Annotated in this window: 15 protein-coding genes; 8 read left to right on the top strand and 7 right to left on the bottom strand. The window is 65.5% G+C overall.

The features are described from left to right. Window positions 1-26 precede the first annotated feature (26 nt). Together def and QM732_RS15790 are read left to right on the top strand one after the other, a co-directional pair. Window positions 27-563, top strand: a complete 537-nt coding sequence (gene def / locus QM732_RS15795) for a peptide deformylase (protein WP_415657059.1) — start codon at window positions 27-29, stop codon at window positions 561-563. Window positions 564-633: 70 nt separating this feature from the next. Continuing rightward, window positions 634-2592, top strand: coding sequence for a DUF6600 domain-containing protein (locus QM732_RS15790; protein ID WP_415657058.1), 1959 nt, complete (start codon window positions 634-636; stop codon window positions 2590-2592). An 11-nt stretch (window positions 2593-2603) separates the two neighbouring features. Here QM732_RS15790 and QM732_RS15785 read toward each other — a convergent pair whose 3' ends face one another. After that, window positions 2604-3263: an arylesterase gene (locus QM732_RS15785; protein ID WP_415657057.1), complete on the bottom strand. Its 660-nt coding sequence runs from the start codon at window positions 3261-3263 to the stop codon at window positions 2604-2606. On the opposite strand from QM732_RS15785, the gene QM732_RS15780 reads away from it, so the two are divergent. Beyond that, on the top strand, window positions 3262-3933 hold the full coding sequence (locus QM732_RS15780; protein WP_415657056.1) for an ABC transporter ATP-binding protein: 672 nt from the start codon (window positions 3262-3264) through the stop codon (window positions 3931-3933). The two genes, QM732_RS15785 and QM732_RS15780, sit on opposite strands and share 2 nt — an antisense overlap. 277 nt (window positions 3934-4210) lie before the next feature. Here the strand turns inward: QM732_RS15780 and QM732_RS15775 are convergent, their stop codons facing one another. The 6 genes from QM732_RS15775 to QM732_RS15750 form a co-directional block, all read right to left on the bottom strand. After that, entirely contained in the window at window positions 4211-5248 is a 1038-nt protein-coding gene (locus QM732_RS15775; protein ID WP_415654893.1) for an IS110 family transposase, read from the bottom strand. A 136-nt stretch (window positions 5249-5384) separates the two neighbouring features. Next, on the bottom strand, window positions 5385-6188 hold the full coding sequence (locus QM732_RS15770; protein ID WP_415657055.1) for a peptidylprolyl isomerase: 804 nt from the start codon (window positions 6186-6188) through the stop codon (window positions 5385-5387). 73 nt (window positions 6189-6261) lie between these two features. Continuing rightward, a complete protein-coding gene (locus QM732_RS15765; RefSeq protein ID WP_415657054.1) occupies window positions 6262-6525 on the bottom strand; it encodes a BolA family protein in 264 nt (87 codons plus the stop codon). After that, window positions 6522-7154 carry a septation protein A gene (locus QM732_RS15760; RefSeq protein ID WP_415657053.1) on the bottom strand — a complete coding sequence of 211 codons (633 nt, stop codon included), beginning with the start codon at window positions 7152-7154 and terminating at the stop codon, window positions 6522-6524. The genes QM732_RS15765 and QM732_RS15760 overlap by 4 nt, the downstream gene beginning before the upstream one ends. Beyond that, complete coding sequence (gene msrB / locus QM732_RS15755; RefSeq protein WP_415657052.1) at window positions 7151-7576, bottom strand: peptide-methionine (R)-S-oxide reductase MsrB; 426 nt, start codon at window positions 7574-7576, stop codon at window positions 7151-7153. The genes QM732_RS15760 and msrB overlap by 4 nt, the downstream gene beginning before the upstream one ends. Further along, the gene (locus tag QM732_RS15750) at window positions 7573-9033 is read right to left on the bottom strand and encodes a protein adenylyltransferase SelO (protein WP_415657051.1); all 1461 of its coding nucleotides are present in this window, start codon (window positions 9031-9033) and stop codon (window positions 7573-7575) included. The genes msrB and QM732_RS15750 overlap by 4 nt, the downstream gene beginning before the upstream one ends. Window positions 9034-9166: 133 nt before the next feature. On the opposite strand from QM732_RS15750, the gene QM732_RS15745 reads away from it, so the two are divergent. From QM732_RS15745 to QM732_RS15725, 5 genes are all read left to right on the top strand, one after another. Next, window positions 9167-10813, top strand: coding sequence for a 3-(methylthio)propionyl-CoA ligase (locus tag QM732_RS15745; RefSeq protein ID WP_415657050.1), 1647 nt, complete (start codon window positions 9167-9169; stop codon window positions 10811-10813). Window positions 10814-10897: 84 nt separating this feature from the next. Beyond that, window positions 10898-12154, top strand: a complete 1257-nt coding sequence (locus QM732_RS15740) for a branched-chain amino acid ABC transporter substrate-binding protein (RefSeq protein WP_415657049.1) — start codon at window positions 10898-10900, stop codon at window positions 12152-12154. Between the two features lie 136 nt (window positions 12155-12290). Then, window positions 12291-13250 (top strand): branched-chain amino acid ABC transporter permease, encoded by a 960-nt coding sequence (locus QM732_RS15735; RefSeq protein ID WP_415659395.1) that lies wholly within the window; start codon window positions 12291-12293, stop codon window positions 13248-13250. Further along, complete coding sequence (locus QM732_RS15730) at window positions 13250-14542, top strand: branched-chain amino acid ABC transporter permease (RefSeq protein ID WP_415657048.1); 1293 nt, start codon at window positions 13250-13252, stop codon at window positions 14540-14542. Before QM732_RS15735 ends, QM732_RS15730 begins: the two co-directional genes overlap by 1 nt. Then, window positions 14539-15309 (top strand): ABC transporter ATP-binding protein, encoded by a 771-nt coding sequence (locus tag QM732_RS15725; protein WP_415657047.1) that lies wholly within the window; start codon window positions 14539-14541, stop codon window positions 15307-15309. Before QM732_RS15730 ends, QM732_RS15725 begins: the two co-directional genes overlap by 4 nt. Window positions 15310-15349: the final 40 nt, after the last annotated feature.

The raw sequence follows: 15349 nt of genomic DNA, 5'->3' as shown, positions 1-15349 counted from the left end.
GCTCACGATAGCCTAAGGAGGCCGCTGTGGCGGTGCATGAGATTCTGAAGATGGGCGACCCGCGCTTGCTGCGCGTTGCCAAGCCGGTCATCGAGTTCGGCACGCCCGAGCTCAAGACCTTGATCGCCGATATGTTCGAGACCATGGCCGCTGCCAGTGGTGCGGGCCTCGCGGCGCCGCAGATCGGCGTGGACCTGCGTCTGGTCATCTTCGGCTACACGAAGAACGTGCGCTATCCGGATGCCCCGCCGGTGCCGCCCACCGTGCTGATCAACCCTGTCATCGAGGTGCTGGACGGCGGACGCAGCGAGGGCTGGGAGGGCTGCTTGTCTGTGCCGGGGCTGCGAGGCGTCGTCGATCGCGACGAGTGCATCCGCTACACGGGATTCGATGCCGACGGCGTTCCAATAGACCGCGTCGCCGAGGGCTTCCATGCTCGCGTCGTCCAGCATGAATGCGACCATCTGGACGGCATCCTCTACCCGATGCGGGTCCGGGACTTCACGCGCTTTGGCTTCACGTCGGTGTTGTTCCCTGAGCTGGATGCGAATGCTGATGATTGAAACGTTTGTAAGTGTCGTGCACCGGTTGCGGCGACTGCGCGTTAGGGAGCCGCAAAGGAGCCCCAAGCCCATGGCCACGTCCGTCGCCCCCAAGCTCGTCCTGAATCGCCGCGCCTGGCGAATCCTTGCGCTGACCCTGTTGGTCGCGATCGCCCCAGGCGCCCGCGCCCAGGACGGCGACCGCGACCCGCCGACACGTGCCGCCCGCGTCGTCAGCGTTGTCGGTGACGCCTGGCTGTTCGACCAGGACAGCCGCGAATGGACACGCATCAGCCGCAACCAGACGGTAGGAGAGGGCGATCGCCTGCGTACCGATGACCGTGCCCGCGTCAGCCTGCGTGTGGGCTCGACGACGGTCTGGGTGGACGAGCGCAGCGACCTGGAGCTGAGCCAGCTCGACGAAGGCCAGACGCTGTTGCAGCTTGACCGCGGGGACGTGGCGCTGCGTCTGCGCTCGGCGCAGAACGCTGCCGAAACCCGCCTGCGCACCCGTGAGGGCACGGCCCAGCCGGAACGAGAAGGCCTCTATCGCGTCGAGCAGTTGGACCGTGGCAGCAAGCTCTATGTCTGGCAGGGCCGCATGCGCTTTGAATGGGCGCGCGGCGCTTCACCGGTGTCACTGGGCACCGGCGAGCAGGTGGAGCTGTGGTGGCCTGATGGCCCGCGCGCAGAGCGCTCGCCGCTGTACAGCGACGGCTTTGGCGACTGGGTGCTGGCGGAAAACCGCGAGGAGGGCGACCGCCAGTACGCCGGTTCGGCCCGCTATGTTTCGCCTGAGATGACTGGCGCCGAGGATCTGGACCGCTACGGCCGCTGGGAAACCGCGCCCGACTACGGCGCCGTGTGGGTGCCGACCACGCTGGTCGTCGCCGACTGGGCACCCTACCGGTACGGCCACTGGGCCTGGTCGCGCCTGTGGGGCTGGACCTGGGTGGATGACGCGCCCTGGGGCTTTGCGCCATTCCACTACGGCCGTTGGGTCAACTGGGGCGGGCGCTGGTGTTGGGCGCCGGGGCCCTATGTCCATCGCCCCGTCTATGCGCCGGCCCTGGTGGGCTGGGTGGGCGGCGGCGCCGTCAGCGTGGGCATCAGCATCGGCAGTCGCCCACCGCCGCCCCGCTTCGGCTGGTATCCACTGGCGCCGCGCGAGGTCTATGTGCCGGCATACCATCACAGCCCGCGCTATGTGAACCGCATCAACGACCCGCGCGACCTGCGCGATCCGGTGACCGTGCAGCGACCCCACCGTTACCGTGACGTACCCACGGCTGTCAGCATGCTGCCCTCCCCGGGTGCAGCCATCCAGCCCATGCCGGTGCGCGGCCCTGACCGTAAGGGTGAGCCCGGATGGGCCCGCCCGCTGCCCGTCGCTCCCGGCCGCAACGATCTGGCCGCCGTGCTGCCCGCCGCGCCGACGCGCCCGGCCGAGTCCGACCTGCCGCGCCGTGCGCCACGTGGTCCCGATGCTGGTGCAGGCTGGCGCAGCGATGGCCAGCTGCCGGTGCGCCGCGATCAACGCGGTCCCGAACCGCAGGCGCCGCTGCCTACTGCGGTTCAGCCGGCGGCGCCGACTGTCGTCCCGCAACCTCAGGTGCCCCAGGTGCCTCAGATGCGACCAGGCTCCGAGCAGCAGCCGCAACGTGGCGGGGACAACATTCCCTGGCGCGCGCAGCAGCAACGCGAGGCGCAGCAACAGCAGCAGCGTGAGGCGCAGCAACAGCAGCAGCGTGAGGCGCAGCAACAGCAGCAGCGTGAGGCGCAGCAGAGGGACATCCAGCAGCGTCGCGAAGAACTGCAGCGTCGCGAGGAGCAGCAACAGCGTCGTGAGGAACAGCAGCGCCGCATGCCTCAGCCCGAGCCGCAACGTCAGGTGGAAGGGCCGCGCGTGCAGATGCCTCAGGCGCCGCAGCCTCCTCGCGTCCAGCAGCGCGATGAAGGTCCGCAGCGGGGCCGTCAGGATGGCGTGCCGGTGCGCCGGGACCGTCCGCAGAACGATGCGCGACCCAATGAGCGGCAGGCCGAACGCTGAGCCTTGCGGTCCTAGCCGAGCAGTGGCCTCAGGGCGGGCCAGACGTTGTCCAGCATGCGTGGATGCGCCTTGGCTAATGGATGGATGCGGTCGGGCTGAAACCAGTCCATCGCATCAGCGCGGTCGGCCACGCCTTTGAGCAGGAAGGGTACTAGGCCAGCCTGGGCCTGCTTGGCCACGTCGGCGAACAGGCTCTCGAAGTCGCGCGCATAGCTGTTGCCGTAGTTAGGCGGCACCTGCATGCCGATGACGATGACCTTGGCACCGGCCTGTTGCGCCGCACGCGCCATGGTCAACAGGTTGTCGCGCGTGCTGGATAGCGGCAGGCCGCGCAGTGCGTCGTTGCCGCCCAACTCCAGGATGACAACGGCTGGCTTGTGCGTGCGTAGGGCCACCGGCAGCCGGCTGCGACCGCCTGAGGTCGTGTCGCCGCTGATGCTCGCGTTGACGACGCGGTGCGGCTTCTTCTGCTCGGCCAGCCGCGACTGCAGCAGCGCCACCCAGCCCGTACCCGCCTTGAGGCCGTACTCGGCCGAAAGACTGTCGCCGACCACGAGGATGACGGGGGCTTCCGCCGCTGCGCTCGCCGGAGTGACTGCCCCTGACGTCCAGCCGGCGATCACCCCCAGGCTAAAGTGCGCCAACACCCATCGCCGCCGTAGTCCCGACATGCCCGAAACCCTTGTACAAGTTGATCAGATCACCAAGCGCGTGAGCGACGCGACCGGAGAGCTAACGATTCTGCATGACATCAGCTTCACGTTGGCCGCCCAGGAGTCGGTCGCCATCGTCGGCGCTTCGGGCTCGGGCAAGAGCACTCTGCTGGCCATCCTCGCGGGGTTGGATACGCCCAGCGGGGGCACCGTGAAGTTGCGTGGCCAGGACCTGTTCACGCTGGACGAGGATGAGCGCGCTGCGGTGCGAGCGCGCGAACTTGGCTTCGTATTCCAGAGCTTCCAGCTGCTGCCCAACCTGACGGCGTTGGAGAACGTCATGCTGCCGCTGGAGCTGCGTGGTGAGCGTGATGCCCGCGACCAGGCCGCTGCCATGCTGGCCCGCGTGGGCCTCGGCGAGCGCCTCTCCCACTACCCGCGCGTTCTGTCGGGCGGCGAGCAGCAGCGTGTGGCGCTGGCACGTGCTTTCGTGCAGCGTCCGGCGCTGCTCTTGGCCGACGAGCCGACCGGCAGCCTGGACTTCGCGACAGGTGCGGCGGTGATGGCGCTGATGTTCGAGCTCAACCGAGAAGCCGGCACGACGTTGGTGCTGGTCACCCACGACCGCGAGATCGCCGCGCGCTGCGAGCGCCAGCTTCGCATCGAGGCCGGCCGCCTCGCGGCATAAAATCTATGGTCACCCCCGTTTTTGCAAGGGCTGAATGCAGGTTGAGGTGAAGATGGTTTGCGTAAATCTATCCGGCGTCTGGATAGGGATCGTTGATCCCTGCGCCACGATGAGAGTCGCACCTGGCAGTCCTTAAAAAAGCCTCGGCGTTGGTCGCCGTTTTTACGATCTGGATGCCTGCCAGGCCGAATGGGCCGTTCACGTCATCACTGCTACAGCGGTCGCAAAACCTGTTGGGTGCCCCGGTTGGGGTTGAAGAGCAGAAGGGAGCTGGAGTTCAGGCGGCTGCCGGTTCTGGTCGCAACTTGCCCGGCTCATAGACCGAGTGCCCGCGCGCCAGCGCCCAGGCCATGCGCGCGAGCTTGTTAGCCAGCGCGCAGGCAACGACGTTGGAGTGACGGCGCGTGAGCAGCGCGTGCACCCAGTCGGCCAGCGGGCTCGGGTGTTTATGCATGCACAGCATGAAGACCCGGGCGCACTGCACGAGCAGCCGTCGCATGTTCTTGTCGCCGCGTTTGCTGATGCCCAGCAGCGTGGCCTTGCCGCCGGTGCTGTACTGGCGCGGCACCAGCCCGAGCGAGGCCGCGAAGTCGCGACTGCTGGCGAACTGATGCCCGTCGCCCATCTTGGCGGCCAGCACGCTGGCGGTGATGGGCCCCACGCCCGGCAGCGTCATGAGCCGCTGGCCCAGGTCGTCCTCGTGAACTTGCTGGCTCAGTTGCTTCTCGACTTCGGCGATCCGCCCGTCGAGGTACTTGAAGTGCTCGTGAAGACGCTCCAACACTGACACGAACTGTGGCGGGAGATCCTCATGCTCGGCCAACAGCGCCGGCAGCCGCTTGATAACGGCGAAGCCGACAGGCAGACCAATGCCGAACTCCAGCAGGAAGCCGTGCATCTGGTTGGCGGTCTTGGTGCGATCGTGAACCAGTGACTCACGCACACGGTGCAGCATGGACAGCGTCTGCTGTGCCTCGGTCTTGGGGACGACAAAGCGCATGGTGGGCCGCGAGGCGGCCTCGCAGATCGCCTCGGCGTCGATGAAGTCGTTCTTGTTGCCCTTCACGAACGGACGCACGTACTGGGGCGAGATCAGCTTGACCTCGTGACCCATCGCGATGAACTTGCGCGCCAGGTAGTGCGCGCCGGCGCAGGCCTCCATCACGGCCGTGCAGGGATGGAACTTGGCGAAGAACTCGACCAACTGCTTGCGGTTGAGCTTCCTGCGGAACACGGCCAGGCCCTTGCGGTCCTGGCCGTGCAGGTGAAACGAATGCTTGCCCAGGTCGATGCCGACCAGCGTCACAGAGTCCATGATGACCTCCGCCACATAGAAGAACACCCCGGCAACTTATGTCACCGGGGTGTTCGGGGCAAACACGGAGATGGGGGTGACCATCTCATTAAAGCCCGCCAGAAAATGGCGGGCTCTTCGTTGCGGCGACAGAGGATTACTTGTTGAAGCTGTAGTCCGTCTTGGCCTTCTTGATCAGGCTTTCCTGGAAGTCGATCATCTTCTGTTGCTCGATGCGCTGCTTGATCTGCGCCTTGACGTCGTCGAAGGCCGGGAAGGTGGCCGGACGGGTGTCTTCGAGCTTGATGATGTGATAGCCGAACTGGCTCTTTACCGGCTCTTCCGTGATCTGGCCCTTTTCCAGCGCAACCATGGCCTTGCTGAACTCGGGCACGAAGTTGTTCGGGTTGGCGAAGTCCAGATCGCCGCCGTTGGCCGCGGAGCCGGTGTCCTTGGAGTTCTTCTTGGCCAGTTCTTCGAAGCTGGCGCCGGCCTTGATCTGGGCGATCAGGGCCTTGGCGTCCTCTTCCTTCTCGACCAGGATGTGGCGGGCTCGGTATTCGTTGCCGCTGTTAGCAGCCTTGAACTTGTCGTACTCGGCCTGGGCATCCGCATCGGTGACAGGGTTCTTTGCCTTTGCGTCTTCCATCAGCGCGCGGATCAGCAGCATCTGACGGGCCAGTTCCATCTGGGCCTTGTAGTCGGCGCTTTGCGGGATGCCGCGCTTCTCTGCCTCTTGCATGAAGATCTCGCGACGTACCACCTCGTCCTTGATCTGGGCTTCCAGTTCGGGCGAGCGCTGCTGCTGGCCGCTCTTGGTGACCTGCTGGATCAGCGCCTCGACACGCGCCTTGGGAACGGGCTTGCCGTTGACGGTGGTGATGTTCTGCGCGGTTGCGGCAGCCGGCAGGAGGGCCGTGATGGTGGCCGCGACGACGGCGGCAAGCGCAAACTTCTTCATGGGTGGGATGTGAATCAGGCTAAAAAAATCGCGCCCGGTACGGGGCGCGCGGTTCGATCACGCCCGACCCGGCTCAGCGTTCACCCGGGGTGCGGGCGTCGATGGCCAGCGCGTGGATACCGCGCTGCATCAGGTCGGACAGGCAATGATAAACGAGGCGGTGACGGGCCAGTCGTTGCAGTCCCGTAAAGCGATCTGACACGACAGCCACGTGAAAGTGCCCCCCCTCGCGGGCGCCGGCATGGCCGGCGTGCTGAGCGCTGTCATCGCGAATGCTCAGTTCGGTCGGTGCCAGTTCGGCGCGCAGCCGGCGCTCGATCTCCTGCGCGATGCTCACAGCTTGCCATCCTCTTCCGGTGGCAGGTGCTTGCCGAGGTAGAGGCCTTGAGCCAGCGTGAACAGCACGATGAGGCCGGTGACGCCAAAGACCTTGAAGTTGGCCCAGGCCGAGGTCGTGAAGTGGTAGGCCACATAGAGGTTGGCCACCCCCATTGCGGCGAAGAACAGTACCCAGGCACGGTTCAGGCGCAGCCAGACGGCGTCGGGGAGGCGCAGCTCAGCGCCCAGCATGGCCTGGATCAGGTTCTTGCCGAACCAGGCTTGCGAGATCCACAACGTCAGCGCCATCGCCCAGTGCAGCCCCGTGGGTTTCCACTTGATGAAAGTCTCGTTGTGGAACCAGACTGTGGCACCGCCCAGTACAACGACGAGGGCGAGGCTGATCCACAGCATCAGGTCAATCTTCTTGCCGCGCAACTTGAGGATGGCCGCTTGGGCCAGCGTGGCGATCATGACGACGACGGTGGCCAGCAGCACGGGCGCTTCCTGCGGACCGACGATGCCGCCCTGGACCAGGAAGCCGAAATGTTGCGTTGCGAATGCGGCCGCGGCATCGGGGTGGCCTTCGGCGCCTTTGAAGGCGACGAAGAACAGGATCAGCGGGAGAAAGTCGAGCAATAACTTCATGCGCCCGGATTGTCCTTGACGAAATCAATGGCGGCCGAGTTGATGCAGAAACGCTCGCCCGTTGGCTCAGGGCCGTCCGGGAAGACATGGCCCAGGTGGGAGCCGCAGCGGTTGCAGCGCACCTCCACGCGCACCATGCCGTGGCTGTGGTCCACCACGCGCTCGACAACCTCGCTGTTGACCGGAGCCCAATAGCTGGGCCAGCCACAGCCGGCGTCGAACTTGGTATCAGCCTCAAAAAGCGGTGTGCCACAGCCGATGCAGTTGTAATGGCCGGGCTGGAAATGGTCCCAGTACTTGCCGGTGAATGCGCGCTCGGTGGCAGCGTGGCGGGCGACCTGGTACTGCATGGGGTCGAGCAGCTCGCGCCACTCGGCATCGGTCTTCTGGACGGGATAGCTGGGGTGAGGCTTGTCGGTCATGATGAGCAAGAGACTTCGAGGGTGGAGGCCCAGTCGGGCGGCAGGGCCGCGTCGCGGGGGAGTTCCGGTTCGTCGAACGGACGGCCCAGAACTTTCAGCAACCGCGCGATTTCACCGAAGTCACCGTCTTGGGCCGCGCGGATCGCACCCTCTGCGAGGTGGTTGCGCAGCACGACGGCCGGATTGACGGCCAGCATGCGAGCCTCTGCGCCAACCGTGGTGCGGGCGCGCCAGCGCGTCAGCCAGGCATCCACCGCCTCACGGTCGATGAAGAGGTCGCGCAACGGCCCAGGCGCGGTGATGGCACATGACAGGCGGCGGAAGCTCTGCGTGAAGTCGGCGCGCGAGGCCGCCATCAACTTCAGGAAGTCGTCGGCCAGGGCCTGGTCGCCGGTGTCCTCGCCTTCGAGGCCCAGCTTGGCGCGTAGACGGACCAGCATCTGACTTGCGAAGCGCTCGCGGTAGCCCTCGACGGCCTCCAGCAGCCGCTCGGTGGAGGATTCGGCGTCCTTCTCGGTCTCGATGGGCAACAGCGGCAGCAGGGCCTGGGCGAGCGCGTGAAGATTCCAGAACGCGACGGCCGGCTGGCGTGCATAGGCGTAGCGGCCGCGGTCGTCACTGTGATTGCAGACGTGTCCGGGGTCGAAGCCGTCCATGAAGCCGAAAGGGCCGTAGTCCAGTGTCAGGCCCAGCATGGACATGTTGTCGGTATTCATGACGCCGTGGCAGAAGCCGACGGACTGCCAGTGGGCGATCAGGTCGGCCGTCTGCAGCGACACCTTGCGAAGCAGCGCGACGGCCGGCTCGGGCGCGTCGGCGCATTCGGGCGCGTGATGGGCGATGAACCAGTTCGCCAGTCGGCGCAGCGCGTCGAGTTGGTCGTGATGGGCGAAATGCTCGAAATGGCCGAAGCGGATGAAGCTGGGCGCGACGCGTGTCACGACGGCTGCCGTTTCCACGGTCTCGCGGATGACCGGCAGACGTGAGCCGGTGATGCACAGGGCCCTTGTCGTGGGCACGCCCAAGGCAGCCATGGCTTCAGAACACAAGAACTCTCGGATGGACGACCGCAGCACGGCACGACCATCGCCGCGGCGGGAGTAGGGGGTCAGGCCGGCACCCTTGAGCTGCAGCTCCTGCGGGCCGGCGGGCGTGTCGACCTCGCCCAGCCAAAGCGCGCGGCCATCGCCGAGCTGACCTGCCCAGACGCCGAACTGGTGGCCGCTATAGACGCTGGCCAACGGCCGCATGCCGGGCCAAGGGGCGTTGCCAGACATGGCGGCCAGCGCGCCGGGCCGTGCGGTCCAGTCGGCGGGCAAACCCAGCAACTGCGCGCAATCGGGGCTTTGCGCCACCCAGTGCGGGTCGGGCAGGCCCTGGGCCGGCAGTTCAGTGAAGAAGTCGGGTCCCAGGTCGGCGAAGCGGTTGGTCCAGGCGAGGCCGGTGAGCGAGTCCATTGCGGCAGTTTAGTGACGGGGTGTTTGGCCTCGCTGGCCTGGGTGTTTCCCCGGGGGGCGAGGGTCACCGTTGTGACGGTTGGGGTTCGGGGTGGGGGCTAGACTGGGTCGATAAGACCGCCAGGAGACAACCATGGCATTGATGGGCCGAATGATGTCGGACCCGCTGCTGATCTCGTCGTTGCTGAAGCACGCCGAGCGGCATTCGGGCGAGACCGAGATCGTCAGCAAGCGGGTCGAGGGCGACCTGCACCGCAGTAACTGGCGCGAAGTGGCGCGCCGCTCGCGCCAGGCCGCGCAGGCCTTTGCGCGTCTGGGGATGCAACCCGGCGATCGCGTCGGCACGCTGGCCTGGAACGGCCACCGCCATCTTGAGATTTACTACGGCACCTCGGGTTCCGGCCTGGTGTGCCACACGATCAATCCGCGCCTGTTCCCCGAGCAGATCGTCTGGATCGCAAACGACGCGGCGGACCGCGTCCTCTGTTTCGACGCGACTTTCCTGCCGCTGGTCGAGAAGGTCGCGCCGCTGCTGAAAAGCGTCCAGCACTTCGTGCTGATGACCTCGCGCGCCCACATGCCGGCCGCCACGGGCATCCCCGGCTTGCTGTGTTTTGACGACCTGCTGGACGCCGAGGACGGCCACTACGAGTGGCCGCGGTTCGACGAGAACACCGCATCCAGCATCTGCTATACCTCCGGCACCACGGGCAACCCCAAGGGGGCCGTCTACAGCCATCGCTCGACGGTGCTGCATGCCTATGCGGCGGCCTTGCCGGATGCGATGGACTGCTCCAGCCGCGACGTGGTGCTGCCTGTCGTGCCCATGTTCCACGTCAACGCGTGGGGGCTGCCGTACAGCGCCGCGCTTGTGGGCTTCAAGCTGGTGCTGCCAGGGCCGCACCTTGACGGCAAGAGCCTGTACGAGCTGTTCGAGCATGAGAAGGTGTCTTTCAGTGCTGGTGTGCCCACCGTGTGGCTGGGCCTGTTGAACCATGTCAAGGCCAACAGCCTCAAGTTCTCCACCTTCAAGCGCACGGTCATTGGCGGCTCGGCCTGCCCGCCAGCGATGATGAAGTCGTTGCAGGAGGACTTCGGCGTGGAGGTCATCCATGCCTGGGGCATGACGGAGATGTCGCCTCTGGGCACGCTGTCCAAGTTGACGACGCGTCAGCTGGGCCTTCCGCACGAGCAGCAGCAGCGCCTGCTGGAAAAACAGGGCCGCGTCATCTACGGCGTGGACATGGCCATCATCGACGACGACGGCCGCTCGCTGCCCTGGGACGGGCAGGCCTCCGGCAATCTGGTCGTGCGCGGCCACTGGGTCATCTCGAAGTACTTCAATCACGACGAGTCGCCGCTGGTCAGCGTGGACGGCGAGCCGGGCTGGTTTCCCACCGGCGACGTGGCCACGATCGACGCAGACGGTTTCATGCAGATCACCGATCGCAGCAAGGACGTCATCAAGTCCGGCGGCGAATGGATCAGCTCCATCGACCTCGAGAACATCGCGATGGCCCATCCGGCCGTGCATGAGGCTGCCGTCATTGCGGCCAAGCATCCCAAATGGGACGAGAGGCCGTTGCTGGTCGTTGTGAAGAAGCCCGATGCGGCGCTGACGCGCGAGGAACTGCTTGCTTTCTACGAGGGGCGCATCGCGAAGTGGCAGATCCCCGACGACGTGGCTTTCGTTGCCGAGATTCCGCACACGGCCACAGGCAAAGTGCAGAAGCTCAAGCTGCGCGACCAGTTTCTGAACCACAAGCTACCCACCGCCTGAACGGCGCGGGAAAGCCCGGGACCGGGGCGCGGCCCGGCTGCATTAACTTCCGTCTACACCAGAACCACCACCCAGGAGACAAGCATGTTCGACATCACTTCGGCCCGCTTCCCCTCGCGCATCGCGCTGGCGGCTGCCGCGGCACTCGCGCTGACCGCCGGTGCAGCCCAGGCGCAGAAGGGCGAGACGGTCAAGCTGGCCTACATTGACGCACTCTCCGGCCTGATGGGGCCGGTGGGCCAGAACCAGGTCAAGACCTTCCAATTCCTCGGTGAGAAGTTCAACAAGAGCAACCCGGCTGGCGTGAAGTTCGAGGTCGTGCCCTTCGACAACAAGTTGAGCCCGGCCGAGTCCCTGAACCTGCTGAAGGCCGCGGCCGATCAGGGCATCCGCTACGTTATGCAGGGCAACGGCTCCAGCGTCGCGCTGGCGCTGGCCGATGCAGTGCAAAAGCACAACGAGCGCAACCCCGGCAAGGAGATCGTCTACCTGAACTATTCGGCGGTAGACCCCGACCTGACCAACAGCAAGTGCAGCTACTGGCACTTCCGCTTTGATGCCGACACGTCCATGAAGATGGAAGCAATGTCCTCCTTCATCAAGGACCAGCCCGACGTCAAGAAGGTCTTCCTGCTGAACCAGAACTACGCCCACGGCCACCAGGTCGCCAAGTACGCCAAGGAGACGCTGGCACGCAAGCGCCCTGACATCCAGATCGTCGGCGAGGACCTGCACCCACTGGCGCAGGTGCGTGACTTCGCGCCCTACGTGGCCAAGATCAAGGCGAGCGGCGCCGACACCGTCATCACGGGCAATTGGGGATCGGACCTGGCCCTGCTCGTCAAGGCTGCCAACGAGGCCGGCTACAACGGCAAGTTCTTCACGTACTACACCGGCGTGACCGGCACGCCCACGGCGCTGGGTACCGGTGGCGCGGGCCGCGTCTTTCAGGTGGCATACAGCCACTACAACATGGGTGGCGAGTCGCAGAAGAACGTCGAGGAGTTCAACAAGAAGTTCGGTGACGACATGTACACGCTCAGCGTGTATCACATCTACACGATGCTGAGCCAAGCCATGGCCAACGCCAAGTCCACCGATCCGGTCAAGGTCGCCGCGGCGCTTGAAGGCCTGACGGTCAAGAGCTTCAACGGCGAAGTGACCATGCGCAAGGCCGACCACCAGCTGCAGCAGGCCCTGTTCATCTCGGTATGGCAGAAAGCCGACGCGAAGTACCCCTACAGCCCCGAGAAGACGGGCATGACGCTGGCGCCGGTGAAGCAGTTCGAGAGCTACGTTTCGTCGACGCCGACGTCCTGCCAGATGAAGCGGCCTGGCTGACCGCCGCTGCCCCTGACCCGATCGCGCCGCCCTTGACGGGCGGCGCGATCTCCTGGCCAACCCCTTCACCGGCCCCGCCTTGGATCAAGTCTTCATCAACCTGCTGAACGGCCTGTCGTCCGGACTGCTGCTGTTCATGCTCAGCTCGGGCCTGACGCTGATCTTCAGCATGATGGGCGTGTTGAACTTCGCGCATGCGAGCTTCTACATGGTGGGTGCCTACGTCGCCTACTCGCTGGTGGGCATCGTCGGCTTCTGGCCGGCGTTGCTGTTGGCGCCGCTCATCGTCGGGATGATGGGCGCGGCGTTCGAGCGGCTGGCGCTGCGCCGCGTGCACAAGTTCGGTCATGTGCCGGAGCTGCTGATTACATTCGGCTTGTCCTACGTGATCCTGGAGCTGGTGCAACTGGTGTGGGGCCGCACGGCCGTGCCCTTCACTCCGCCGGAGGCGTTGCAGGGCTCGGCCTTCACCATCATTTCTTCGCCGACGCAGGGCCTGTCCTTTGCGCTCGGCAAGGCAGCACCGGAACTGTGCACGGCGGCGCTGTGTTCCACCTTCCCGCTGACGCGCGCCTTCATGATGCTGGTCGCGTTGCTGATGTTGATGGGCCTATGGCTGCTGCTGACGCGCACCCGCGTGGGTCTGGTCATCCAGGCCTCGCTGACTCATCCGGAGATGGTCGAGGCGCTCGGGCACAACGTGCCACGCGTGCTGATGCTGGTGTTCGGCAGTGGCTGCGCGCTAGCGGCGCTCGCCGGCGTCATTGGCGGCATCACCTTCGTGACCGAGCCCAACATGGCGGTCATCGTCGGCTCCATCATCTTCGTGGTCGTGGTGGTGGGCGGCATCGGTTCACTGGCTGGCGCCTTCGTCGGCTCGCTGGTCATCGGCCTGCTGCAGACGCTTCCGCTGACGGTGGATGCCTCGCTCGCCTCGGCGCTGACATCCCTGGGCATAACCGTAACGCCTGACACGCCCGGCTACCCGGTGTTGCGCCTGGCGCTGAAGGACGTTGCCCAGATCCTGCCCTACTTGCTGATGGTGCTGATCCTGATCTTCCGGCCCAAGGGCCTCTTGGGGACCCGGGAGGACTGATGAAGGCCAAGGAATTCCACTTCAAGCCGCTCAACGTCGGGCGTTGGTTCATCTGGGGGCTGTTCGCCTTGGCCCTGCTGGTGGCGCCGCGCATCTGGACCAGCGGGCTGGCCCAGACCATGCTTACCCAGATGGGTATTGGCGTCATAGCCTGCCTGGCCTACAACATCCTGCTGGGGCAGGGAGGGATGCTGAGCTTCGGTCATGCCGTGTACAGCGGCATGGGTGCCTTCCTCGCCATTCATGCGTTGAACATGGCGGGGGCCGGCACGCTGGGCCTGCCCGTCAGCCTGATCCCACTCATCGGCGGTGTCGCGGGCCTAGTGTGCGCGGCGCTGCTGGGCTATGTGTCCACGAAGAAGGCTGGCACGCCGTTCGCGATGATCACGCTAGGCATTGGCGAACTGGTCTTCGCGCTGGCGCTGATGCTGCCGGAGTTCTCGGGCGGTGAGGGCGGAGTGTCCAGCAACCGGGTTATCGGCCAGCCGGTGCTGGGTATCACGTTCGGACCGCAGATCCAGGTCTACTACCTTGTCGCCGTCTACTGCTTCATCTGCACGGCGGCTATGTTTGCGCTGACGCGCACACCGCTGGGGCGCATGCTCAACGCCGTGCGCGACAACCCGGAGCGCGTCGAGTTCGTCGGCTACAACACGCACTGGGTGCGCTTCATGGCGTTCACGATCTCCGGTTTCTTCGCCGGCGTCGCGGGCGGGCTGGGCGCAATCAACACCGAGATCGTCAACGGCGAGGTGCTGCACGCGACGCGCTCCGGTGCCTACCTGCTGTTCACCTTCCTGGGCGGAGCGACCTTTTTCTTCGGCCCCATCATCGGTGCGGTGCTGATGGTGTTCTGCGGCGTGCTGCTGTCGGAGTTGACCAAGGCCTGGCTGCTGTACCTGGGCCTCATCTTCCTCTTCATGGTCATGTATGCGCCGGGGGGCTTCGCCAGCTTGATCCTGATGAACCTGCGCGTGGCGGCCTTTGGCAAGCTGAAGCAGCTCTGGACGTCCTATCTCGCGCTGGCGGGCACGGCCCTGGCCGCCCTGGTGGGCGCGGCGACGATGATCGAGATGGTCTATCACCGCCAACTCAATGAGGCCCTCGGCCCGGAGCTGCGCTTCATGGGTGCGACGCTGAACAGCGCCGGCCTGGATGCCTGGTTTGGCGCGGGCTTCCTGATCGTCGTGGGGGCCGCGCTGTTCGAGCTCGTACGCCGCCAGTACGTGCACGAGTGGGGCGAAATCCAGGAAGACATCGAGAAGGAAATCAAGCGGAGGGAAGCGCTGTGAGCTTTGCGCTTGAATTGCGCGATGTGCGCAAGAGCTTCGGCAAGAGCGAGATCATCCGCGGCGCCAACCTGGCCGTTCAGGCCGGCGAGCGTATTGCCATCATCGGACCCAATGGCGCAGGAAAAAGCACGCTGTTCAACCTGATCAGTGGCCGTTTCGCGCCGACCTCGGGCGAGATTCACCTGCATGGCCAGCGCATTGACGGCCGCAAGCCCTTCGAGATCAACAGGCAAGGCCTGTCGCGCAGCTTCCAGGTGTCCAACCTGTTCACGCGGCTGTCGGTGTTCGAGAACATCCGCTGCGCAGTGTTGTGGAGCCTTGGCCACCGCTACGCGTTCTGGAAATTCCTCGCCGACCTGGACGATGCCAACGACCGCGCCGAGCACATCCTCGAGATGATCAAGCTCGACAAGCGCCGCGACGTGCTGGCCATGAACCTCACCTATGCCGAGGCGAGGGCGCTGGAGATTGGCATCACCATCGCCGGCGGCTCTAGCGTCATCCTCCTGGACGAGCCCACGGCCGGCATGAGCAAGAGCGAGACCAAACGGTTCATCCAGCTGATCCGCGACGTGACCGTGGGCAAGACGCTGCTGACCGTGGAGCACGACATGGGCGTCGTGTTCGGTCTGGCCGACAAGATCGCCGTGCTGGTTTATGGCGAGGTCATCGCCTTCGACACGCCTGATGCGGTGCGCGCGAACGCACGTGTGCAGGAGGCCTACCTCGGCTCGGTGCTGGCCGAACAGCAGGCGGCAGCGGCATGAGCGCCGAGAGCTGGGCCGTTTCCGAGCCGACGCGAGCCCC

This window comes from Roseateles sp., from assembly GCF_047654805.1.
GTDB lineage: Bacteria > Pseudomonadota > Gammaproteobacteria > Burkholderiales > Burkholderiaceae_C > Pelomonas.
The sequence above is the reverse complement of the archived record's forward strand: the minus strand, read 5'-3'. Positions and strand labels throughout refer to the sequence as shown.